Annotated in this window: 13 protein-coding genes and 1 pseudogene; 8 read left to right on the forward strand and 6 right to left on the reverse strand. The window is 63.4% G+C overall.

Features of this window, described 5'->3' with window-relative positions; genetic code table 11:
* Positions 1–52 precede the first annotated feature (52 nt).
* Positions 53–379, reverse strand: coding sequence for a hypothetical protein (locus U5A52_RS11240; protein ID WP_321934791.1), 327 nt, complete (start codon positions 377–379; stop codon positions 53–55).
* 68 nt (positions 380–447) lie between these two features.
* On the opposite strand from U5A52_RS11240, the gene U5A52_RS11245 reads away from it, so the two are divergent.
* Positions 448–2,241 carry a radical SAM protein gene (locus U5A52_RS11245; protein WP_321934792.1) on the forward strand — a complete coding sequence of 598 codons (1,794 nt, stop codon included), beginning with the start codon at positions 448–450 and terminating at the stop codon, positions 2,239–2,241.
* Between the two features lie 146 nt (positions 2,242–2,387).
* Here U5A52_RS11245 and U5A52_RS11250 read toward each other — a convergent pair whose 3' ends face one another.
* Positions 2,388–4,286 carry a potassium transporter Kup gene (locus U5A52_RS11250; RefSeq protein ID WP_321911819.1) on the reverse strand — a complete coding sequence of 633 codons (1,899 nt, stop codon included), beginning with the start codon at positions 4,284–4,286 and terminating at the stop codon, positions 2,388–2,390.
* A 100-nt stretch (positions 4,287–4,386) separates the two neighbouring features.
* Between U5A52_RS11250 and U5A52_RS11255 the strand changes: the two genes are divergently transcribed.
* Together U5A52_RS11255 and U5A52_RS11260 are read left to right on the forward strand one after the other, a co-directional pair.
* Positions 4,387–5,661 (forward strand): NRAMP family divalent metal transporter, encoded by a 1,275-nt coding sequence (locus tag U5A52_RS11255; RefSeq protein WP_321934793.1) that lies wholly within the window; start codon positions 4,387–4,389, stop codon positions 5,659–5,661.
* A 264-nt stretch (positions 5,662–5,925) separates the two neighbouring features.
* Positions 5,926–6,147 carry a hypothetical protein gene (locus U5A52_RS11260; protein ID WP_321911817.1) on the forward strand — a complete coding sequence of 74 codons (222 nt, stop codon included), beginning with the start codon at positions 5,926–5,928 and terminating at the stop codon, positions 6,145–6,147.
* Between the two features lie 42 nt (positions 6,148–6,189).
* On the opposite strand, the gene U5A52_RS11265 is transcribed toward U5A52_RS11260, so the two are convergent.
* Positions 6,190–7,086, reverse strand: coding sequence for a LysR substrate-binding domain-containing protein (locus tag U5A52_RS11265; RefSeq protein ID WP_321911816.1), 897 nt, complete (start codon positions 7,084–7,086; stop codon positions 6,190–6,192).
* Positions 7,087–7,209: 123 nt separating this feature from the next.
* Here U5A52_RS11265 and U5A52_RS11270 point away from each other — a divergent pair, with 123 nt between their 5' ends.
* From U5A52_RS11270 to U5A52_RS11285, 4 genes are all read left to right on the forward strand, one after another.
* Entirely contained in the window at positions 7,210–8,313 is a 1,104-nt protein-coding gene (locus tag U5A52_RS11270) for a M14 family metallopeptidase (protein ID WP_321934794.1), read from the forward strand.
* Between the two features lie 168 nt (positions 8,314–8,481).
* Positions 8,482–9,690: a porin gene (locus U5A52_RS11275; RefSeq protein WP_321934795.1), complete on the forward strand. Its 1,209-nt coding sequence runs from the start codon at positions 8,482–8,484 to the stop codon at positions 9,688–9,690.
* Positions 9,691–9,706: 16 nt separating this feature from the next.
* The gene (locus U5A52_RS11280) at positions 9,707–10,054 is read left to right on the forward strand and encodes a BON domain-containing protein (RefSeq protein ID WP_321934796.1); all 348 of its coding nucleotides are present in this window, start codon (positions 9,707–9,709) and stop codon (positions 10,052–10,054) included.
* 267 nt (positions 10,055–10,321) lie between these two features.
* Positions 10,322–12,562 carry a TonB-dependent siderophore receptor gene (locus U5A52_RS11285; RefSeq protein ID WP_321934797.1) on the forward strand — a complete coding sequence of 747 codons (2,241 nt, stop codon included), beginning with the start codon at positions 10,322–10,324 and terminating at the stop codon, positions 12,560–12,562.
* A 21-nt stretch (positions 12,563–12,583) separates the two neighbouring features.
* Here the strand turns inward: U5A52_RS11285 and U5A52_RS11290 are convergent, their stop codons facing one another.
* A complete protein-coding gene (locus tag U5A52_RS11290) occupies positions 12,584–14,074 on the reverse strand; it encodes an MFS transporter (protein WP_321934798.1) in 1,491 nt (496 codons plus the stop codon).
* A gap of 158 nt (positions 14,075–14,232) precedes the next feature.
* Here U5A52_RS11290 and U5A52_RS11295 point away from each other — a divergent pair, with 158 nt between their 5' ends.
* Positions 14,233–15,111, forward strand: a complete 879-nt coding sequence (locus U5A52_RS11295) for a LysR family transcriptional regulator (RefSeq protein WP_321911806.1) — start codon at positions 14,233–14,235, stop codon at positions 15,109–15,111.
* 30 nt (positions 15,112–15,141) lie between these two features.
* Here U5A52_RS11295 and U5A52_RS11300 read toward each other — a convergent pair whose 3' ends face one another.
* Entirely contained in the window at positions 15,142–17,268 is a 2,127-nt protein-coding gene (locus U5A52_RS11300; protein ID WP_321934799.1) for a D-(-)-3-hydroxybutyrate oligomer hydrolase, read from the reverse strand.
* Positions 17,269–17,514: 246 nt separating this feature from the next.
* Positions 17,515–17,752, reverse strand: a pseudogene (locus tag U5A52_RS11305) (C4-dicarboxylate ABC transporter substrate-binding protein); the annotation flags it as partial.

The following is a 17,752-nucleotide window of genomic DNA, read 5'->3' on the forward strand; positions in this document are numbered from 1 at the left end:
TATCGTGATCCTGACCAAAATTTGGCAGGAGCATTCTTGCCGATCGGTTCTCTCACCACAAACAAGCAATTGAGCTATTCATAGTTGCGCGAGTGTGTTCGCGCGGCCAGGCGATGCGCGGCACGCTCTTTCCAGAGAGTCGCCGCGTCGGTTTGGTTCGTGTCGAATGGATGTCGGGCGGCGTCGTGCTCCAGCCGAAGACATGCTCGATGCATTTGTGCATGCGCGGGCTGATGGCGTAGCCGGCCGTGTCGTCGTTCTTGTCGGCCCCAACAGGATCGCAATCCTCGTAATCCCGCGTCTGCGGAATTGTAAACACAAAGGGCGGCCAGACAGGTAGGATGCGGGTTGTTGTGCTGTTTGCCAGTTTGCGATCCAACTCAGATTTTCTGAAGACGGACGACCTTCACGGTTTTGTGACTTCCAGACAGGGCTACAGAGCAGACCATGGACGCGATCTACTCGACTTCTGACAGCTGCCGATTCACCCTTGTCCTCATCAAGCCGACCCATTACGACGACGACGGCTACCCGATCCAGTGGCTCCGCTCGGTCATGCCTTCCAATACACTCGCGTGTATGTATGCGCTTGCTGATGACGCGCGAAAGCGAGCGCTGCTGGGCCCTGGCGTCCATTTCGACATCGAGACATGCGACGAAACCAACCAGCGGGTGTGGCCGGCGCGCATCATTCGTGACCTGAAGGCAAAAGGCGGGAGATCGTTGATTGGTCTGGTCGGTGTCCAGTCGAACCAGTACCCGCGAGCACTCGACCTCGCCCGCCAGTTCCGTGATGCAGGCTTGCCGGTTGCGATCGGTGGTTTCCACGTTTCTGGCTGCATCTCCATGCTGCCCGACATGCCCGCTGAGCTTACGCAAGCGCAAGCAATGGGCGTGGCGCTCTTCGCTGGAGAGGCCGAGGAGCGGCGTTTCGACGAGGTCCTTCTCGACGCGTGGAATGATGCAATGAAGCCTTTGTATAATTTCATGAACGACTTACCGTCGCTCGAAGGCGCTCCCCAGCCCTTCTTGCCGCGCAAGCATATCGAACGCACGGCGGGGACCTATACCTCGGTGGACCTCGGTCGTGGTTGCCCGTATCAGTGCTCGTTTTGTACGATCATCAACGTGCAAGGCCACAAGAGCCGCTTTCGCACCCCTGACGATCTCGAGAAGATCATCCGCGAGAACGCGAAGCAGGGCATCGACCGGTTCTTCGTCACGGATGATAATTTCGCCCGCAACCACGACTGGGAAATCCTTCTCGACCGCGTCATCGAACTTCGGGAAAAGGAAGGCATTCACTGCGGCTTCACGATCCAGGTCGACACGCTCTGTCACAAGATTCCAGGTTTCATCGAGAAAGCAACGCGCGCGGGTGTGCGTCGCGTGTTCATCGGGCTGGAGAATATCAATCCCGAGAATCTGATCGCGGCGAAGAAGCGGCAGAACAAGATCACCGAATACCGCGCCATGCTGCAGCAGTGGCGCGTCCACGGTGCGATTACTTACGCCGGCTATATCATCGGCTTCCCGGCGGACACGAAAGAATCGATCCTGCGTGACATCGAAATCATCAAGCGTGAATTGCCAATCGACATTCTCGAATTCTTCATGCTGACTCCGCTTCCGGGCTCCGAAGATCATCAAACGATGGTTCGAAACGGGGAGTGGATGGACCCGGACATCAACAAATACGACACCAACCACCGGGTCACGCACCACCCGAAAATGTCGGACGCTGAATGGGAAGAAGCGTATCGGTGCGCGTGGAGTGCGTTCTATTCGTACGAGCACATCCGCACGATCGTCAAGCGGGCAGCGCAGATCCCGAACGGCCGGCCGAAGACGATCATGCGCACCATCGCCTGGTTCAGACTGATGATTGAACACGAGGGTGTGCATCCGCTCGAAGGGGGCGCTCTGCGCATGAAACGCCGCCGTGACCGCCGTTGGGGGCTGCCGGTCGAATCGCCGTTGCGCTTCTATCCGCGCTACTGGAGTGAGACCGCTGTCAAGCTGACAAGGTATCTGCGCTTCTACCTCAGGACAGAGGCTACCCTCAGGAAGGTCATGAAGGCGCCGGATCGCTACGCCTACACGGATATCGCCATCACGCCGCTGCAGGAAGAGGAGTTCGAACAGCTTGGACTCTTTCACGCCACGAGCGGCGGCGAGGCGGCGCTCGCCGTCCACCACCGGCGTATTGCCATCCGGTCATCGGGCCCGTCTGCTGCGTGACGTCAACAGTGACGTCAACAGCGCGGCTCGAACAGAGCGGCGCGCGGCTATGACGCAATCGAACGAATGACGCGCGCCGGATGGCCACCGACAAGCGTCATTCGTCATGCGTTGTCTTTCTCCAGCGATGCGCCCGATCACGTGCCTTATAGGTTGATCTGTCCGCCCATCTCGACCACCCGGTTCGCGGGCAGGCTGTAATACTCGGCCGCTTGCGCCGCGTTGCGCGCCATGAACGCGAATAGCTTTTCACGCCATAACGACATGCCTTTGCTCTGTGCGGTTGCGAGGATCGTGTCGCGGGCGAGGAAGAACGATGTGGCTGCGGGTTCGTACTGCCATGCAGGTATCTGTTTTTGCACAAGCAGAAGGAGTGCGGGGACGTTGGGCATTTCCATGAAGCCATGGCGCGCCGCAACCGCGTAGCATCCGTGCCCGAGATCGCTCACTGAGACTTTCTCGCTTTCGGGCACATGCGGAACGTTCTCGGTCGTGCCGGCCAGAAAGATATTGGTGTCGTGCATCACGCCGTTATGCTTGAGATTGTGCATGAACGCGCTCGGCGTCATGCCGGGCACTCCGCCGGGAAACACAGCCGTTCCGTTCACGCGGGGAGGCGGGTGCGATCCCGCGCACAGCGACTGGATGAATGCCGGTAAGGGCAGGTTGTCGCTTTTCACACGCTCGACGACCAACTCCCGCCCGCGATGCCATGTCGTCATGACGGTGAACAGCACGCCGCCTGCCAGCAGCGGAAACCATCCGCCATCGAGGACCTTGCTCGCGTTGCTCGCAACGAATACCGCATCCACAATGGCCAGCGGCCCGATCACAGCCGCCGTTGCGGCCGGCTTCCAGTTCCACAGGCAGTGGGTAATGAAGTACATGAGCAGCGTTGTCAGCAGCATCGTCGAGGCAACGGCAATGCCATAAGCGGCCGCGAGATTGTCCGATGACCGGAAGAACACCACGAGGAATACGACCGCCGCATAGAGCGATATGTTGATGAACGGGACGTAGACCTGACCCACTTCGTGCGTCGACGTATGTATGACCGGAATGCGCGGCAGCAGGCCCAGCTGGACGGCCTGCTTCGTCATGGAAAACGCGCCGGAAATGACGGCCTGCGACGCGATGATCGTCGCCGCCGTAGCCAGCAGCACCAGCGGAAGCAGTGCCCAGCCCGGCGCGAGGGAAAAGAACGGCTGCGTGAGCGCGGAAGGCGTCGCGAGCACGAGCGCGGCCTGGCCGAAGTAGTTGAGAATGAGGCTTGGCAGCACGAGCAGCAGCCACGCGAGCCGGATGGGTGTCTTGCCGAAGTGCCCCATGTCCGCATAGAGCGCTTCGCCCCCCGTCAAGGCGAGGAACACGGAGCCGAGTACGACGAACGCCGTACCAGGTGCGTGCGCAACGAAGCTCAATGCATAAGAGGGCAATGCGCCGCGCAATATGCCGGGGTTGTGTGCGATATGAAAAACACCGAGTACGGCAAGGGTCAAGAACCATACGATCATGACCGGTCCGAAAACTTTTCCGACCGTGGCTGTGCCGTGCTTTTGGAGCTTGAACAGGCCGGTCAGGATAACGAGTGCAATGGGCACGATCCACGTGGCCAAATGAGGGTCCACGAGTTCGACGCCTTCCACTGCCGAGATGACCGAAATCGCCGGTGTGATCATCGAGTCGCCGTAAAACATCGCGGCGCCGAAAACGCCGAGTGTCAGGAGCACGGTGCGCAGCCGCACGGGCGCCACGCGAGCGGCTAACGCCGTAAGCGCCAGAATGCCGCCTTCGCCGTCATTGTCCGCACGCATCACGAAGCTCACGTACTTGAGCGTCACGACGATGATGATCGACCAGAGGATCAGCGACACGATACCGAATACGTTGGCCTGGCTTATTCCGCCGGCGGCTTTCAGGCATTCGCGCAATGTGTAGAGCGGGCTGGTTCCGATGTCGCCGAACACCACGCCTATGGCGCCGAGGATGAGGGCGGGCGGAACGTCTGTCGTGTGATTGGCGGAACGCGCTGATATAAAGGCCATAGGTAAGGAAAATGAAATTCAACGTCCCTCGGGACAGCGCGTCTTGACTCGCACGCTACAATCGCTCGACAGATACTACAGGCGCATCCTTTCAGAACGCATGACCCGTCTCCCGACGCTCAAGGAAACCGTTTCGCGAGGACTGCGCCGGCTCGCCCTATGGGGCCCTGGGCTTCTCGTGATGCTGGCCGACTGCGACGCCGGTAACGTCGTGACCGCCGCACAGGCGGGCGCGCAAACGGGGCTGCGGCTCTTGCCCGTGCTGCTCGCGCTCGTCCCGTTGCTCTACATGGTCCAGGAACTGACCGTACGTCTCGGCATTTTCACCGGGCGCGGATATGGCGAACTCATCCGCTCGCGCTTCGGCCCGGTTTGGGCGTCGCTGGCCGCAGCGGGTCTGGTCGTCGCCGTGCTGGGGTCGCTCGTCACGGAGTTTACTGGCGTCGCTGGTGTGGGGGAGATGTATGGCGTATCGCGCTCCGTCACGCTGCCGCTCGCCGTGATCCTGTTGACAGGCATTGTGCTCACGGGCTCGCACAAGCGCGTAGACCGGATCGCCATTGCCATCGGCGCATTCGATCTCACGTTTTTCGCCGTCGCATGGAGTGCGCGCCACCAGCTTCAGGTCATGGTCCCGCAGATGACTCACCTGGCAGCCGGCGGCCGGCAAGCCGGTTATCTCGCCGCGGCGCTCATTGGCGCGACGTTCAATCCATGGATGGTGTTCTATCAGCAGGCGGCGGTCGCGGACAGCCTCACGGAAAAGGACTTCACGTCGGCGCGGGTCGAGACGGCAGTCGGCGCCGTCCTCACGCAATGGCTCACGGCAGCGGTGCTCGTCGCTGCGGCCGCAACGTTGTCGGCGCATGGTGAGCCGCGCTCGCTCGACAGCATTGGCGAAATCAGCAATGCGCTCGTTGCCGTTACGGGGCCGTTGGCAGGCCGCCTGCTGTTTGGCGTGGGCGTGCTCGGCGCGGCGCTGGTGGCGGCCATCGTGAGTTCTCTCGCGCTGGCATGGGGGCTTGGCGATGTGTTCGGGTACAGGGCGTCGCTGGAGGACCGTCCCGACCGTGCGCCCTGGTTTTATGGCGCGTATGCGCTGGCCGTAGCCGGCAGTGCGTGGGCGGTCTGGCTCGCGCCCGATCTCGTTTCCCTGAACGTCGCGGCGCAGGTGATCAATACGTTGATGTTGCCGCTCGTCCTCGGGTTGCTCGTCGCACTCAGCGTCACCGTGTTGCCGCAACGCTATCGGCCTCGCGGAGTTTATTTGTGGCTCGTTGTTTTCGTGGGGGCGGTTGTGTGTGCCGCGGGTGCGTGGGGCGCGGCGCAGGGGCTGCGTCTTTCACCTGCAATACCAGGCTTACAAATCCGTTAACGAGCCACGGTTTGGTGCAGTGCACCAGCTAACGCTGCCTGATGCGGCCCTGTGTATGCTTCCGGGTTTCCGTTGTTTTGTTGCTATCTTGCTGAAATCGAGTTTGCGAAAGACTTTTCTGGCTATAGTTAAAGTGCTTTCTCAAGCGCTTGATGCGGCGCGGTAAGCATTGCGCCATGCACCAGGAGCGTCCGGTTTGCGCAGGGTGTTGTCGCCGAATCCGGCGAGAAGGCCGCAAAACCAACCGATGTCTGGGAGGACCAGATGAGACGCACGAAGACGCAGTCACTGCGTTATCAGGTCGAAAAATGGCTCGCACCCACCACGCCGGTGCACGTCACCGCGTTTGGCCATACCCCTTCAGGCAGGGCGCGCTATGTGTGCGTGGAGACGCGCCAGACAACGGGATTTCACGCGCTGTTCTTCTTTCAGCACGACGACGGCTACTGGAATGTGTTTCCTCCCATGGGCGACCAGGTGCGGTGATTCGCGAGATATCGTTAGGTATCCGATGTAACGGCAAACGCTTCACTGCATGGCGGCTTGCTCGACGCAGGCGAGAAAGCGCGCGGCCGCCGTGGTGAGCGGCCGCTCCCGCCTTTGTACGACGTAGACGTCCATGTCGGGAAACTGCTCGTGGATCTTCACTTCGCGGATCCTGCGGCGCTTCATCTCGAGTTCGAACGTCGGCAGCGTGGCCACGCAAATCACATCGGTCTTCGCGATCAAGGCGACGGACGGCGCCAATGCCTGACAGCGCATGATCCGGCTCGGCGCGGACAGACCCAGCGAGTGGAAATAGGCGCTGAACCCCTTGTCGATCTGATCGCCGGGCTCGCAAGGCACGAGCCATTCCGCTGCGTGCAGCATCGACATCGAGCGGGCATGCGCGAGTGGATGGCCCTGGCGCGCCACGACCAGCAACGGCATGGACATGATCTTTCGCTGCTCGACGAAATCGGGCCATTGCGTGTCTGCGACCGCCGTGATGACCGCGAAATCGGTGTCGCCGTCGCGCAGTGCGTTGAGCGCGGTGGGCAGCGCCAGTTCGCGTACGGTTACTGAGGTATCGGGATTTTGCGTGCGAAACTGCCCAAACGCCTGGGGCAGCAAAGCACACGCCACGGCCGATGACACCGACACGGCGACCTCTCCGCCCGCGCCATTGAGCATGGTCGACAGTTCTTCATGAATGTGCCGCACGTCGTTGACCAGCATGCGTGCGCGGCGCTGAAACACGACGCCGTATTCGGTGAGCGCAATGCCGTTGACCGAACGCACGACAAGCGGCACGCCCAGCGTTCTTTCCAGTTCGCGGATCGTCACTGTGACGGCGGGTTGCGTCAAACGCAGTGCGCGCGCGGCGCCATGCAAGCTGCCTTGCTCGGCGACACTGAGGAATACCCGCAATTGACGAAGTTTCATTCTGCTCCAGGGGATAAAAAAGCGTTATCAAGGCCGTTTTTTTATTGCCTTGTGCACCGGTGCGTTAGTCATGATCATTGTGGCCGAACGCACGCCTCGCGTGCATCTCATCGGGGTCACTGCATGGTAATAAAAAAATATTTCTCCGCTTCCTATGCGCAGGCACGCGAGCGATTCACGCAAGCGGCGCGTGCTGGCGGGTTCGAACTGAGGCAGGTCGCGCACCCCACGGCTGTCGGCCCCGATGGAGGGAGCTTGTCGATCGACCTCGCGATTCACGCGCCTGCCGGCGCACGTGCGTTGCTCATCATCACGTCGGGCACGCATGGGGTTGAGGGTTTCTGCGGATCGGGTTGTCAGGTCGGACTGCTCGACGACGCGGCCTTCCTTGCCGAAGCGAAGCGGCGCGGCGTCGCGCTGTTGATGATTCACGGCGTCAACCCGTATGGTTTCGCGCATCTGCGCCGGGTGAACGAAGACAACGTCGATCTGAATCGCAATAGCGCGGACCATGCGGCGCTGGCCGGTTCGAATCCCGGATACGTCACGCTCGATCCTTTGCTGCTGCCGGAGGTTTGGCCGCCTGACGCGGCCAATCAGGCCGCTCTCGGGGCCTACATCCAGGCGCACGGCGAAGCGGCGTTGCGCGAGACGGTGTCGAAGGGGCAGTACGCGGTACCAGACGGGATGTTCTACGGCGGAGCGCAAACGAGCTGGAGCACGCGGGCCGTCCACTCGATCCTGCGCGCGCACGCGAGCGGCTATCGTCGCCTTGCGTGGATCGATCTTCACACGGGGCTGGGCCCATATGGCCACGGCGAAAAGATCTTCATGAGCACGGATCGCGCCGAACTGGAAAGAGCGCGCCGCTGGTGGGGCAACGACGTGAAGCCGATCCATGAACCCGGTTCGATTTCGGCCGATGTGCAAGGCCCGATCATCACGTTTTCGTACGACGAATTCCCGGGCGTCGAAAAGACGACCCTGGGTCTCGAATTCGGCACTTACGAACCCCTGCACGTATTGCAGGCGCTGCGCGCCGATCACTGGCTGCATCGTCATCCGGACTGCGAGGCGGCCAGCGCCGCGCAGATCCGGCAAAACCTGAAGGACGCCTTCTACTGCGACAACGACGAATGGAAGGGGCTGATTTTCGGGCAGATGCGCGTGGTTGCCTCGCAGGCTGTTGCCGGGCTTTGCGAAAGCAATTCGGACGTGACCGGCTAGAGACGAAGCACGCTTTCATTCAAGCGGCGTAGCGGCGATGGAAAGCACCGGGGTTTCATCGCGACTTGAATGCCAAATGATTTGTAATCCGAAATGAATTGAACGGAAGAATCGTCAGCAAGACAACGCATAACTATTTTAAAAACCATCTCTAAAGACAGGAGACTCATGAAGATGGCGAAGCAACGGAAATGGCTGCTCAAGACATATGCGGCCGCCGCGGCGCTCTGTGCGGCGAGCGCGGCGAACGCGGACGGGAGCGTGACGCTGTACGGTATCGCCGATGTCGGCGTGATGTATCTAAGTCATTCGACACCGGAATTCAACGGCAGCAGCACGGGCACGGGCCACGTGTTCCAGCTCACGAACGCGGGCTATTCGCCTTCGCTGTTTGGTTTGAGCGGCAAGGAAGATCTGGGCGGCGGCCTCAAGGCGGAATTCAAGCTCGAAAGCGGTATCAATCTTGCCAATGGGGGCTTCGATAACCCGGGCGGCAACAACGGGCTGTTCAATCGTATCGCCGAGGTCGGATTGTCGGGCGGCTTCGGTACGGTCAAGGCCGGCCTGCAGATCTCGCCATTCTTCAACATCATTTACGCTCTCGATCCGCGCGGCGCCGGTGAATTCGGCAGCATTCTCACGCCCGTCAGCGACAACAGTCTGATCGCCGCGGTCTTCATGCCGAATGCGGTGTCGTATACGTCGCCCGACATCGGCGGGTTCCAGGCGGCCGGGCTGTACGCGCTCGGCGGCGTCGCCGGTTCCTTCCAGACCGGCCGTGCATGGTCGGTCAGCGCGCGCTACACCAACGGCACATTCCTCGCCGCGGCGGCGTACATCAGCACGAACAACGCGGCCGACAGTGCGCTCGCGAGCGTTGGCGAACTCTATCCCATCAACGTCCGCGCCTATACCGCGGGGATGAGCTACAAATTCGGCGGCCTGATTGCCAAGGCTGCGTTCGCCAACTTCAAGGCGAATAACGTGCCGGTTTCGGTGAATCCGTCGCTGATGTATTCGACCAATACCAGTGTGAACATCTATAGCGGCGGCTTCGACTATTTCCCGCTGCCGTATCTCGATCTGAACGCCGGCGTGTACTACCAGCAGGACCGCGCGAACTCCGGCGGTCATTCGGTGATGGGCGCGATCGGTTCGCAATTCTTCCTTTCGAAGCGCACGTCGCTGTATGCGCAGGTCGGCCTTGTGAACAACACTTGCGCGCACAACGGTGTTTGCCTCGGTTCGGGGCTGACGGTGGAGAGCGGCGGCAGCGGAGTGGGGGGGCTGCAAGGTCTCGGATTGGCCGCCGAAGGCCTCGGCCTGCCGCCAGGCACGACGGTCGGCGCGAACGTCGGCATTCGAACGACCTTCTGATCGGAGCAACGCAACCATGGCATTGAAAAAATTCGCCATCATTGTCGGCACGATGACGGCGTTGGCCGCGTTCAATGCGCAGGCCCAGCCCGCCGATTCCTCGGTTCCAGTGGCCGCCGCATCATCGGCCAAAGCCGTCCGCAAGGCGGACCACATGCTTGAAAAGGCTGTGCGCAAGGCGCTCGGCAAGGACAAGGCGGTGGACGTGACCAACCTGACCGTCCGCGCGCGCAACGGCGTGGTGACGTTGCTTGGCTCGGTGCCCGAGCAGGGCCAGGTGGACGCCGCCGCGCAGGCCGCACAAGGCGTGGCCGGCGTGTTGTCGGTGAACAACGCGTTGACCGTAAAGGCCGTCGCCCATTAGGACGGCGGAGTAGCGGCCTCGTCGCCGGCGTTCCCGTTCCCCCGTACATCGAGGCCGCTTCCGCAGGGAAGCGGCCTCGATGCTTTGTGGCCCACGTCCTGAAAAGCGGCAGGCAACCCCGTTAGCCGTTGTCCACGCAACGTCCCCAGAAAAATCCGCGATTTCGTTTTGTTTAAGCAAAGGTTTACATTACAATTGATAATGATTCGCAATATCATTATCAATGCCGCCGCAGGCAGCACCTCTTCGAACAACAACGACAGCCATATGCTTGAACGGGAAAACACACCAAGGCCATTCCGGCGCACCGCCATCTCCTGGACGGTCGAACGACTGCTGATGGGATTGCTGGCCACCGCCATCGCGCCATCGGTTGCGTGCGCACAGAGTGCGCCGGCCACACCAGCCGACGCCAGCCAGGCCGCCAATACGACGACCGACACGAAGGCGGCCGACACGAAGCAGCAAGGCAGCGTTCTGCCTGCGGTGTCCGTCAAGGCCACGGCCATGCCGGGCGAGCTGCCGGCCGCTTACGCGGGCGGGCAGGTGGCGCGGGGCGGCAGCATCGGCGTGCTCGGTACGGCGAACGTGATGGATCAGCCGTTCAGCACCACGAACTACACCGAGCAGATGATGCTGGACACGCAGGCGCGCACGCTCGCCGACGTCGTGGTGAACAACGCCTCGGTGCGCGCCGAGCAGAGCAGCGGCGGCTTTGGCGACGTGTTCCAGATTCGCGGCTTCGACGTTCAGGCAACGGACGTGGCGCTCAATGGGCTTTACGGCATGGTCTCGGCGAGCCGCATGCCGGTCAACCTCATGGAGCGCGTCGAAGTGCTTCAGGGTCCGGGTTCGCTCATGTACGGCATGGGGCCTTCGGGGAGCATTGGCGGCGCGATCAATATCGTCACCAAGCGCGCCGACGACGAGCCGCTCACGCGCCTCACGGCGCTGTACCAGTCGAAGGGGCAGTTCGGCGTGCAGGCGGACGTGGGCCGCCGCTTCGGCAGCGATGGCCAGTGGGGCATCCGCGTGAACGGCCAGTACAAGGACGGGCAAACGGGCATCGCGCACGGCAACCAGAGCCAGGGCAATGGCGCCGTTGCGCTCGACTACCGCGGCGAGAAGCTGCGCTGGTCGTTCGATGCGTACAACATCTCCGAGAATACCGACGAATTCCGCCCGCAGATCGGCCTCGGCACGGCTACGGCGGTGCCGGCGGCGCCGTCGTCGTGGACCAACTTTTATCCCGGCTCGAAGCTCAGGCTGCGCGATTCGGCGGTCACCACGCGGCTCGAGTACGACGTCAACCAATACCTGACCGTGTATGGCGCGGCAGGCGAGCATTACGGCACGTCGCAGCAGAATTTCCCGTGGGCGAGCGGCATGACCGCCGCGGGCGACTTCAATGTGATGAACGGGTACTACGACGCGTACAACCGCACGCGCACCGTCGACGCGGGCGTGCGTCTGCACTTCGACACGTTCGGCGTGAAGCACACACTGGTTGCGGGCGCAACGTCGTTAAACGAGGAACAGGGCTATTTCTATGCGCTCTCCGATTCGTCGGTGGCCTCGAATCTCTACAATCCCACGCCGCTTCCGGCCACGACGACCGCGCGCGGCGACGCCCAGCGCTCGAACCACACGCGCCTCGACAGCCAGCAGCTGATCGACACGATGTCGTTCTGGAACGATCGCCTGCTGCTGACGGGCGGCTTCCGGCGTCAGGTCATCGGCGTGGACGATTACGACACGACGACAGGCGCGCGCACCGATACGTATGTAAAGCAGGCGATCTCGCCGCTCGCGGGCATCGTCTTCAAGCCGTGGTCGAACATCTCTGTCTACGGCAACTTCACGTCGGGTCTCACGAACGGCAGCACGGCGCCGATCGGCACCGCGAACGCGGGCCAGGCGTTCGCGCCGTACAAGTCGAACCAGTACGAGGCAGGCGTAAAAGCCGACTGGGGCCGCGTGATGACCACGGTCTCGGTGTTCCAGCTTTCGCAGCCCAATGGCGTGACGAACCCGGTGACGAACGTCTATGGCTACGATGGCACAACGCGCGTGCGCGGCCTCGAACTGGCCGCGTACGGCGAGGCGTTTCGCCATCTGCGGTTGATGGCGAGCGCGACGTTCTACGACGCGAAGCTGCGCAACACCGCTGGCGGAGCGACCGACGGCAACGAGCCGGTGGGCGTGCCGAACTTCGCGTTCAACCTTGGTGCGGATTATGACTTGCCGTGGGTGCAGGGCTTGAGCGTCAACGGCCGCATCATCCACACGGGCGCGCAGTACTACGACGCCGCCAACACGCTGCGCTTGCCGTCGTGGACGCGCTACGACATCGGCGCCCGATACAGCACGCGAATTGCCCAAAAGAGCGTGGTGTTCCGGGCGAACCTGGAGAACCTGTTCGGCAGCCGCTACTGGATCCAGCAGGGCTCCTACCTCACGACGTCCGCGCCGCGCACCGTGCTGCTCTCCGCGCAGATCGACTTCTGATCGCGAGGACTCCGGAGCAAATTACCGTGTGACCGGACCGCTTGCCTCGGTGACATGCGTGACATGCATGCGCCGATGCAGCGGTCCGAGCGCGGTAGAAAGCAGCGCGCAAGGCAGCAGAATCGCGACGAGCGAAAACATCGTCGTCCTGAACGCATGCGCGTAGTCGAGCATGCCGGGCGCCGCGCCGAGCTTCGAGAAGAACAGGCCGCCTAGCGTGGCCGCGCCAACGGCGGCGCCAATTTGCAGCGTTGCCGTGACCATGCCCGAGGCAATGCCCGCGTGCTCGGGCGCCACTTCGGCAAGCACGATGCGCACGACGGAGGGCAGAACGAGCCCCTGGCCGATGCCGATTGCGGCGAGGCCCAGATAGAAGCCAGCGCCGGGCTGCGCCACGCCCGCGAGCGCAGCCGCAACGGTGAGCCCAAGCGCGAGCAGTACGAAGCCCAGCGTGAGCACGCGATAGCCGCCAAACCGGTGCACGAGGCGCGGCATCAGCAGCGGGCTCGAAAGAAACCCGAGGCCGAACGGCAGGATCGCGAGTCCCGATGCGAGCGGCGTCCAGTGCAGGCCGCCTTGCAGATAGATGCCATAGGTCAGGAAAAACGCGCTCATCGTATAGAACAGGAACGCCAGCACGAGGCCGAGCGCGATGACCGGATTGCGGAAGAGCCGCACGTCGAGCAGGGGATCCCGGCCGCCCGCGAGGCTGCGCCACTCCACGCGCAGCAGCAGGCCCAGCATGGGGAGCGAACCGATGAGGCAGGCGAGCATCCACAACGGCCAGCCGGACTCGCGCCCGCGCGTGAGCGGATAAACGAGCATCAGCAGAAACAGCGAAAGCAGCACGGTGCCCGGCACGTCGATGCGCTTGCCGCGCGGCGGCCGGCTTTCCGGAATGAAGCGCCAGCTGCCGATGAGCGCGAACACGCCGATAGGCAGGTTGACGAGAAAGATCGCGCGCCAGCCCAGACCGAACGGGTGCAGGCTGATGAGCGCGCCGCCGCCAAGCTGGCCGATCACCGCCGCCACGCCGAACACGAATGCATAGAGGCTCATCACGCGCACCTGCTCCTGCGGCGTGAAGACGCTGCGGATGGTGGCGAGCACCTGCGGCGCGAGGGTCGCCGCAAACAGGCCTTGCAGGATGCGGCTGGCCACGAGCGCCGCGCCGCTGGTGGCGAGGCCGCAGAACGTGGAGGCGACGACGAAGCCCGCCATGCCGATCATGAAGATGCGCTTGCGCCCGTACAGGTCGCCGAGCCGCCCGCCGGTGATCAGCATGACGGCGTTCGCGCACGCGTAGGCCGAGACGACCAGCTGGAGTTCGGACGCGTTCGCCCCGAGTCCGTCGCGGATCGCGGGCAGCGCCAGGTTGACGATGAAGTAGTCGAGCGGCGGCAGGATCGCGCCCACCAGCAAAACGACCAGCGCCCAGCCGTGATGGCTGTGGCCGGCTTCGGCAGCCGCGCGGGGCGCCACGGCGCAGGCCGCGTACGTATTGTCAGACATGAGTGTGCTCAGCAATAAAGGGCTGGATTGCGCTCAGGCTGCAGCGCCATGGGCGCGCCGCCTGGCTATCGAATCGACATTCTGACGGCACTCGAAGAAACGGAAAAGCGGGAATAAGTGGTACCATCTATCGAGTTATTCGATGGATGTGAAATGCCATGCGCGGTTTCGAATTCGACCAGTTGAAGACGTTCGCGGCGGTGGCGAACGTGGGCAGCCTTTCGGCGGCGGTGCCGCTGCTGCATCTTTCGCAATCGACGATCAGCGAGCAGGTGCGCAAGCTCGAGGTGCGCGCGGGCGTGCCGCTGTTCGTGCGCAGCAAGCGCGGCGTCGAGCTTACGCCCGCGGGCACGCGGTTGCTCGAGCACGCGCGGCGCCTCGTGGCGCTCAACGAAGCCGCGTTCGACGAGGTGCGCGGCCAGGCGATCAAGGGCGAGCTGCGCGTTGCGATTACCGAGTACTTCCGCACCAACGAGGTGGCGGGTTTGCTCGTGCGGTTGCGCGACTGCTATCCGCAACTGAGCTTGCACGTGAGCGCGATGAAGAGCGCCGACATCGAGGTGGCCTACGCGAAGCGGCAGATCGATCTCGGCGTGGTCATGCACCTGTCGAGCGGCCCGTTCCGGCCCGCCGCCGACGACGCGGACACGCGCTGGGAGTTGATGCGCGAGCCGCTCCACTGGGTCGCGTCGCCCATGCTCGCCGAGCAGTTGCCGCAAGCGCTGCCGCTCGTGCTGCTGCCGGGCGACTGCATGATGCACCAGGTCGCGGTGCGCTCTCTCGAAGAAAACGACCTACCCTACGTGCTCGTCCACAGCGCGTCGGGCGTGGCGGGGCTGCAGTCCATGCTCGCAGCCGGCCTCGGCGTCGGGTGCCTGTGCGCGTCCGCGATCGGCGAGGGCCTCGTGCGTCTCGGCCCGAAGCACCGGTTGCCCACCTTGCCCGACGCCGTGTTCTCGCTCATGCCGCCTCATCCCGGCGAAGGGGACACCGTGACCCAGGCGAGGGAAGTGCTGGCGCGGCAACTGCTGGTGTGATGCGGGCGCCGCGCCAACCGCCTGCGTGCCTCAATGCGGCACGTTCACGACGCCATCGTTCGCGCGAATCGCATTGCTGCCCGGATTCTCCACGATGGCCGGCAGGTTAGCGAGTCCCAGCGGCGGTGCGGCGCCCGGACTGCCGCCGCGCGCAATCGTGCGGATGACCTGCGACGGCGGCAGCGGCGTGCCGTTCTTCAGGTGACTCCACATCAGATTGAGCGCGGCGATGTTGTAGTAGTGGACCGGCACGAAGTGCGTATCGAAGCCCGGCACGGCGAGGAAGGCATCGAAGTGCTGCCCGTTCATCACCTCGTAAAGCGACAGGTGGCTGCGCGAGCCTTCTCGTTCGCTGTTTGCCGCGAGATACGCGCGCGAAGCATGGTTGATCGGCACGAGCGCGTCGCTGCGGCCTTGCACGATGATCGCAGGCTTGCCGTGCAGGTTCGCATTGACGCTGATCGCCTGAACGCTTTGGCGCATGCGCGGATCGCCCTTCGTCCACAACGCGCGCACGCAGGCCGCGCCTGCGAAGCTCGCGTCCGGCGTGGCGAGCCGATGGTCGGCGCCGCCCGGCGGCGTGACGTTGTAGACGAGATTGACGCCATTGGTCGGCGGCACGCCGTTACCCACGCCGAAGATCGTGAGCATGGGCGAGACGGCCGGTGCAACGCCGGCCGCGCCCGTCGCGGCGTTCGTCGTGCCGAAGTTGAAGCCGCACAGGTTGTCCAGCACGCTTGAGCGCGTGTAGGCATCGGCGTAGGTCACCGCTACGGCCGGCACGGCCTGCGAATCCCACATCGGCGCGTGCAGCAGATCGGAGTCCGCTTCGTAGCCGGCTTCGTGCAGGCGGGCGAGCGCGTCGTTTGCCTGCGCCTGCGTATCGCCGCCGTGTATGTAGCCTGCCGCCGCGAGCGACGTGCAGCGCGCCTGACGAATCGCGGTGGTGGTCGCCACGGGCAGCGCCGTGAGATAAGGCGCGCCAGCGGCGGCGTCGGCGAGTGCGGCGCACGGTTGCAGCAGGTTTGCGAGCGTCATATAGTCGGCGAGCGGCTTGCCGGCTGCGGCAATACGCTGACCGCCTTCCCTGACTTGCGCGTCGCCGGGCATGCGCACATTGATCTGCGGTTCCCCGACGACGACCGCCGTGATCCACTTGCCCGTGTCCTCTTCGGCTGCCGCGAGCGACGCGCCGCCGCCGTTGCTCACGGAAGCCGCGATCGTCGTGATGTCGCCGGGTGCGTAGCGCACGCCGTGATTCGATGCGTCGACGCGCGGCCCGAACTGCTGGTTGAGCACCCAGTATGCGAACTGGACGGCCTCGAGGGTGTCCTTGCCCCAGTCCGCTTCGGGATTCAACTGGGAATGCGCATGCTTGAACGCATAGCGGTTCGGAAACTTCTGGTTGTACGCGGCGAGCGCTCCCCCGGGCACGTTCGCGGTGAAAATGCTCGTGCGTCCCGCCGCTGCGGCGTCGGCCGTGCGGCCATCGATCAGCGTAACGAGGCCGCTCATCAGTTCCTCCGCGCCGTTGCCCGTGCCTTTGTCCGTATAGGCCACTGCGCAGCCGCGCTTGAGTCCCCACTCGCCGGCCGCCGAGATCGCGCCGTACACGCCGCGCGAGCCCGACGACGTGGCTGTCACGATGCACGGGTTCGCCGGATCGAAACTGGTTGGCACCTGCACGAGCAGGCTGACGTTCTGGCGGCCGCTGCCGTCGTCGGCAAACGCGAGGTATTCGGTGCCGGCGATCTTGCCTTCGCCCAGCGTGTCGTTGCCGTAGAGATCGACGTTAGGCCCCCAGAAGCGGCCATAGCCGCCGTTCGCACTGATGTCGACGAGCGCGCGATAGTTCGCCCAGATCGCGAGCCTGCGCAATTCCGCTGCCGTCGGAGCCGCGGGATTCGCGATGGCCGGTTGCGCGCCGGCAAGCCCGCTTTTGCCGAGGCCGGCGGTCAGCAGATCGTCGCTGACGCCGTCGTAGGTGGTGGTTTGCAGACTGCTCGCCACGACGAACGGCGGCAGTCTGTTGAATGCTGTGTGGCCGCTGTTGTTTCCGCTAGCGTGTGCGCCCGGCAAAAGCGCCGCGCCTGCCAGGGCGACCGCGGCACTGAGCCGCGCCGTTTTACGCCGGATTGCGAACGGGGTATCTCTCATGGGTGGTTCCTTGTTTGTTGTTAGGGTAGGACGCACTGCATCGGGACGGCCGTTTCGACGTGCCGGCATCGCGGCACCCATCGACATTAGGACATCCTGAAAGCAGATACCAGGAGAGATTGCATGCGCGCGCAAGGGGACCGGCCTCCACGCCGCACTGGCGTTGGAAGGCCGGACTGGCGCGCCGATTACGCGCTTTGGGGATCGCGTTCGCGAGCCGGATGGCCTGGCGGCTGACTCGCGGGCTTACTTGCAAAGCAGGAGCAAGCGCTCCTGATCCGAGCATGGCCGCCCGTCGGCTCTTGGAGCGGGTGTGCCGCCTTGTGCCGTGGCCGGGCCTTTTGAGGTCTGCATTGCGGCGCGATGCGCGAAACACGCCTTCAGGCGCCGCTCGACGGGCTGATAGTATTGCCAGCCTTTGCCGAGGCTGGGTAGTTCAAGCTTCACCTGCTTCCACTTCGGATGGCCGTGCTCCTGCAGGTTG

Origin of the sequence: Paraburkholderia sp. J8-2 (assembly GCF_905220195.1) — a bacterium.
In the GTDB taxonomy this organism is placed as follows: Bacteria; Pseudomonadota; Gammaproteobacteria; order Burkholderiales; family Burkholderiaceae; genus Paraburkholderia.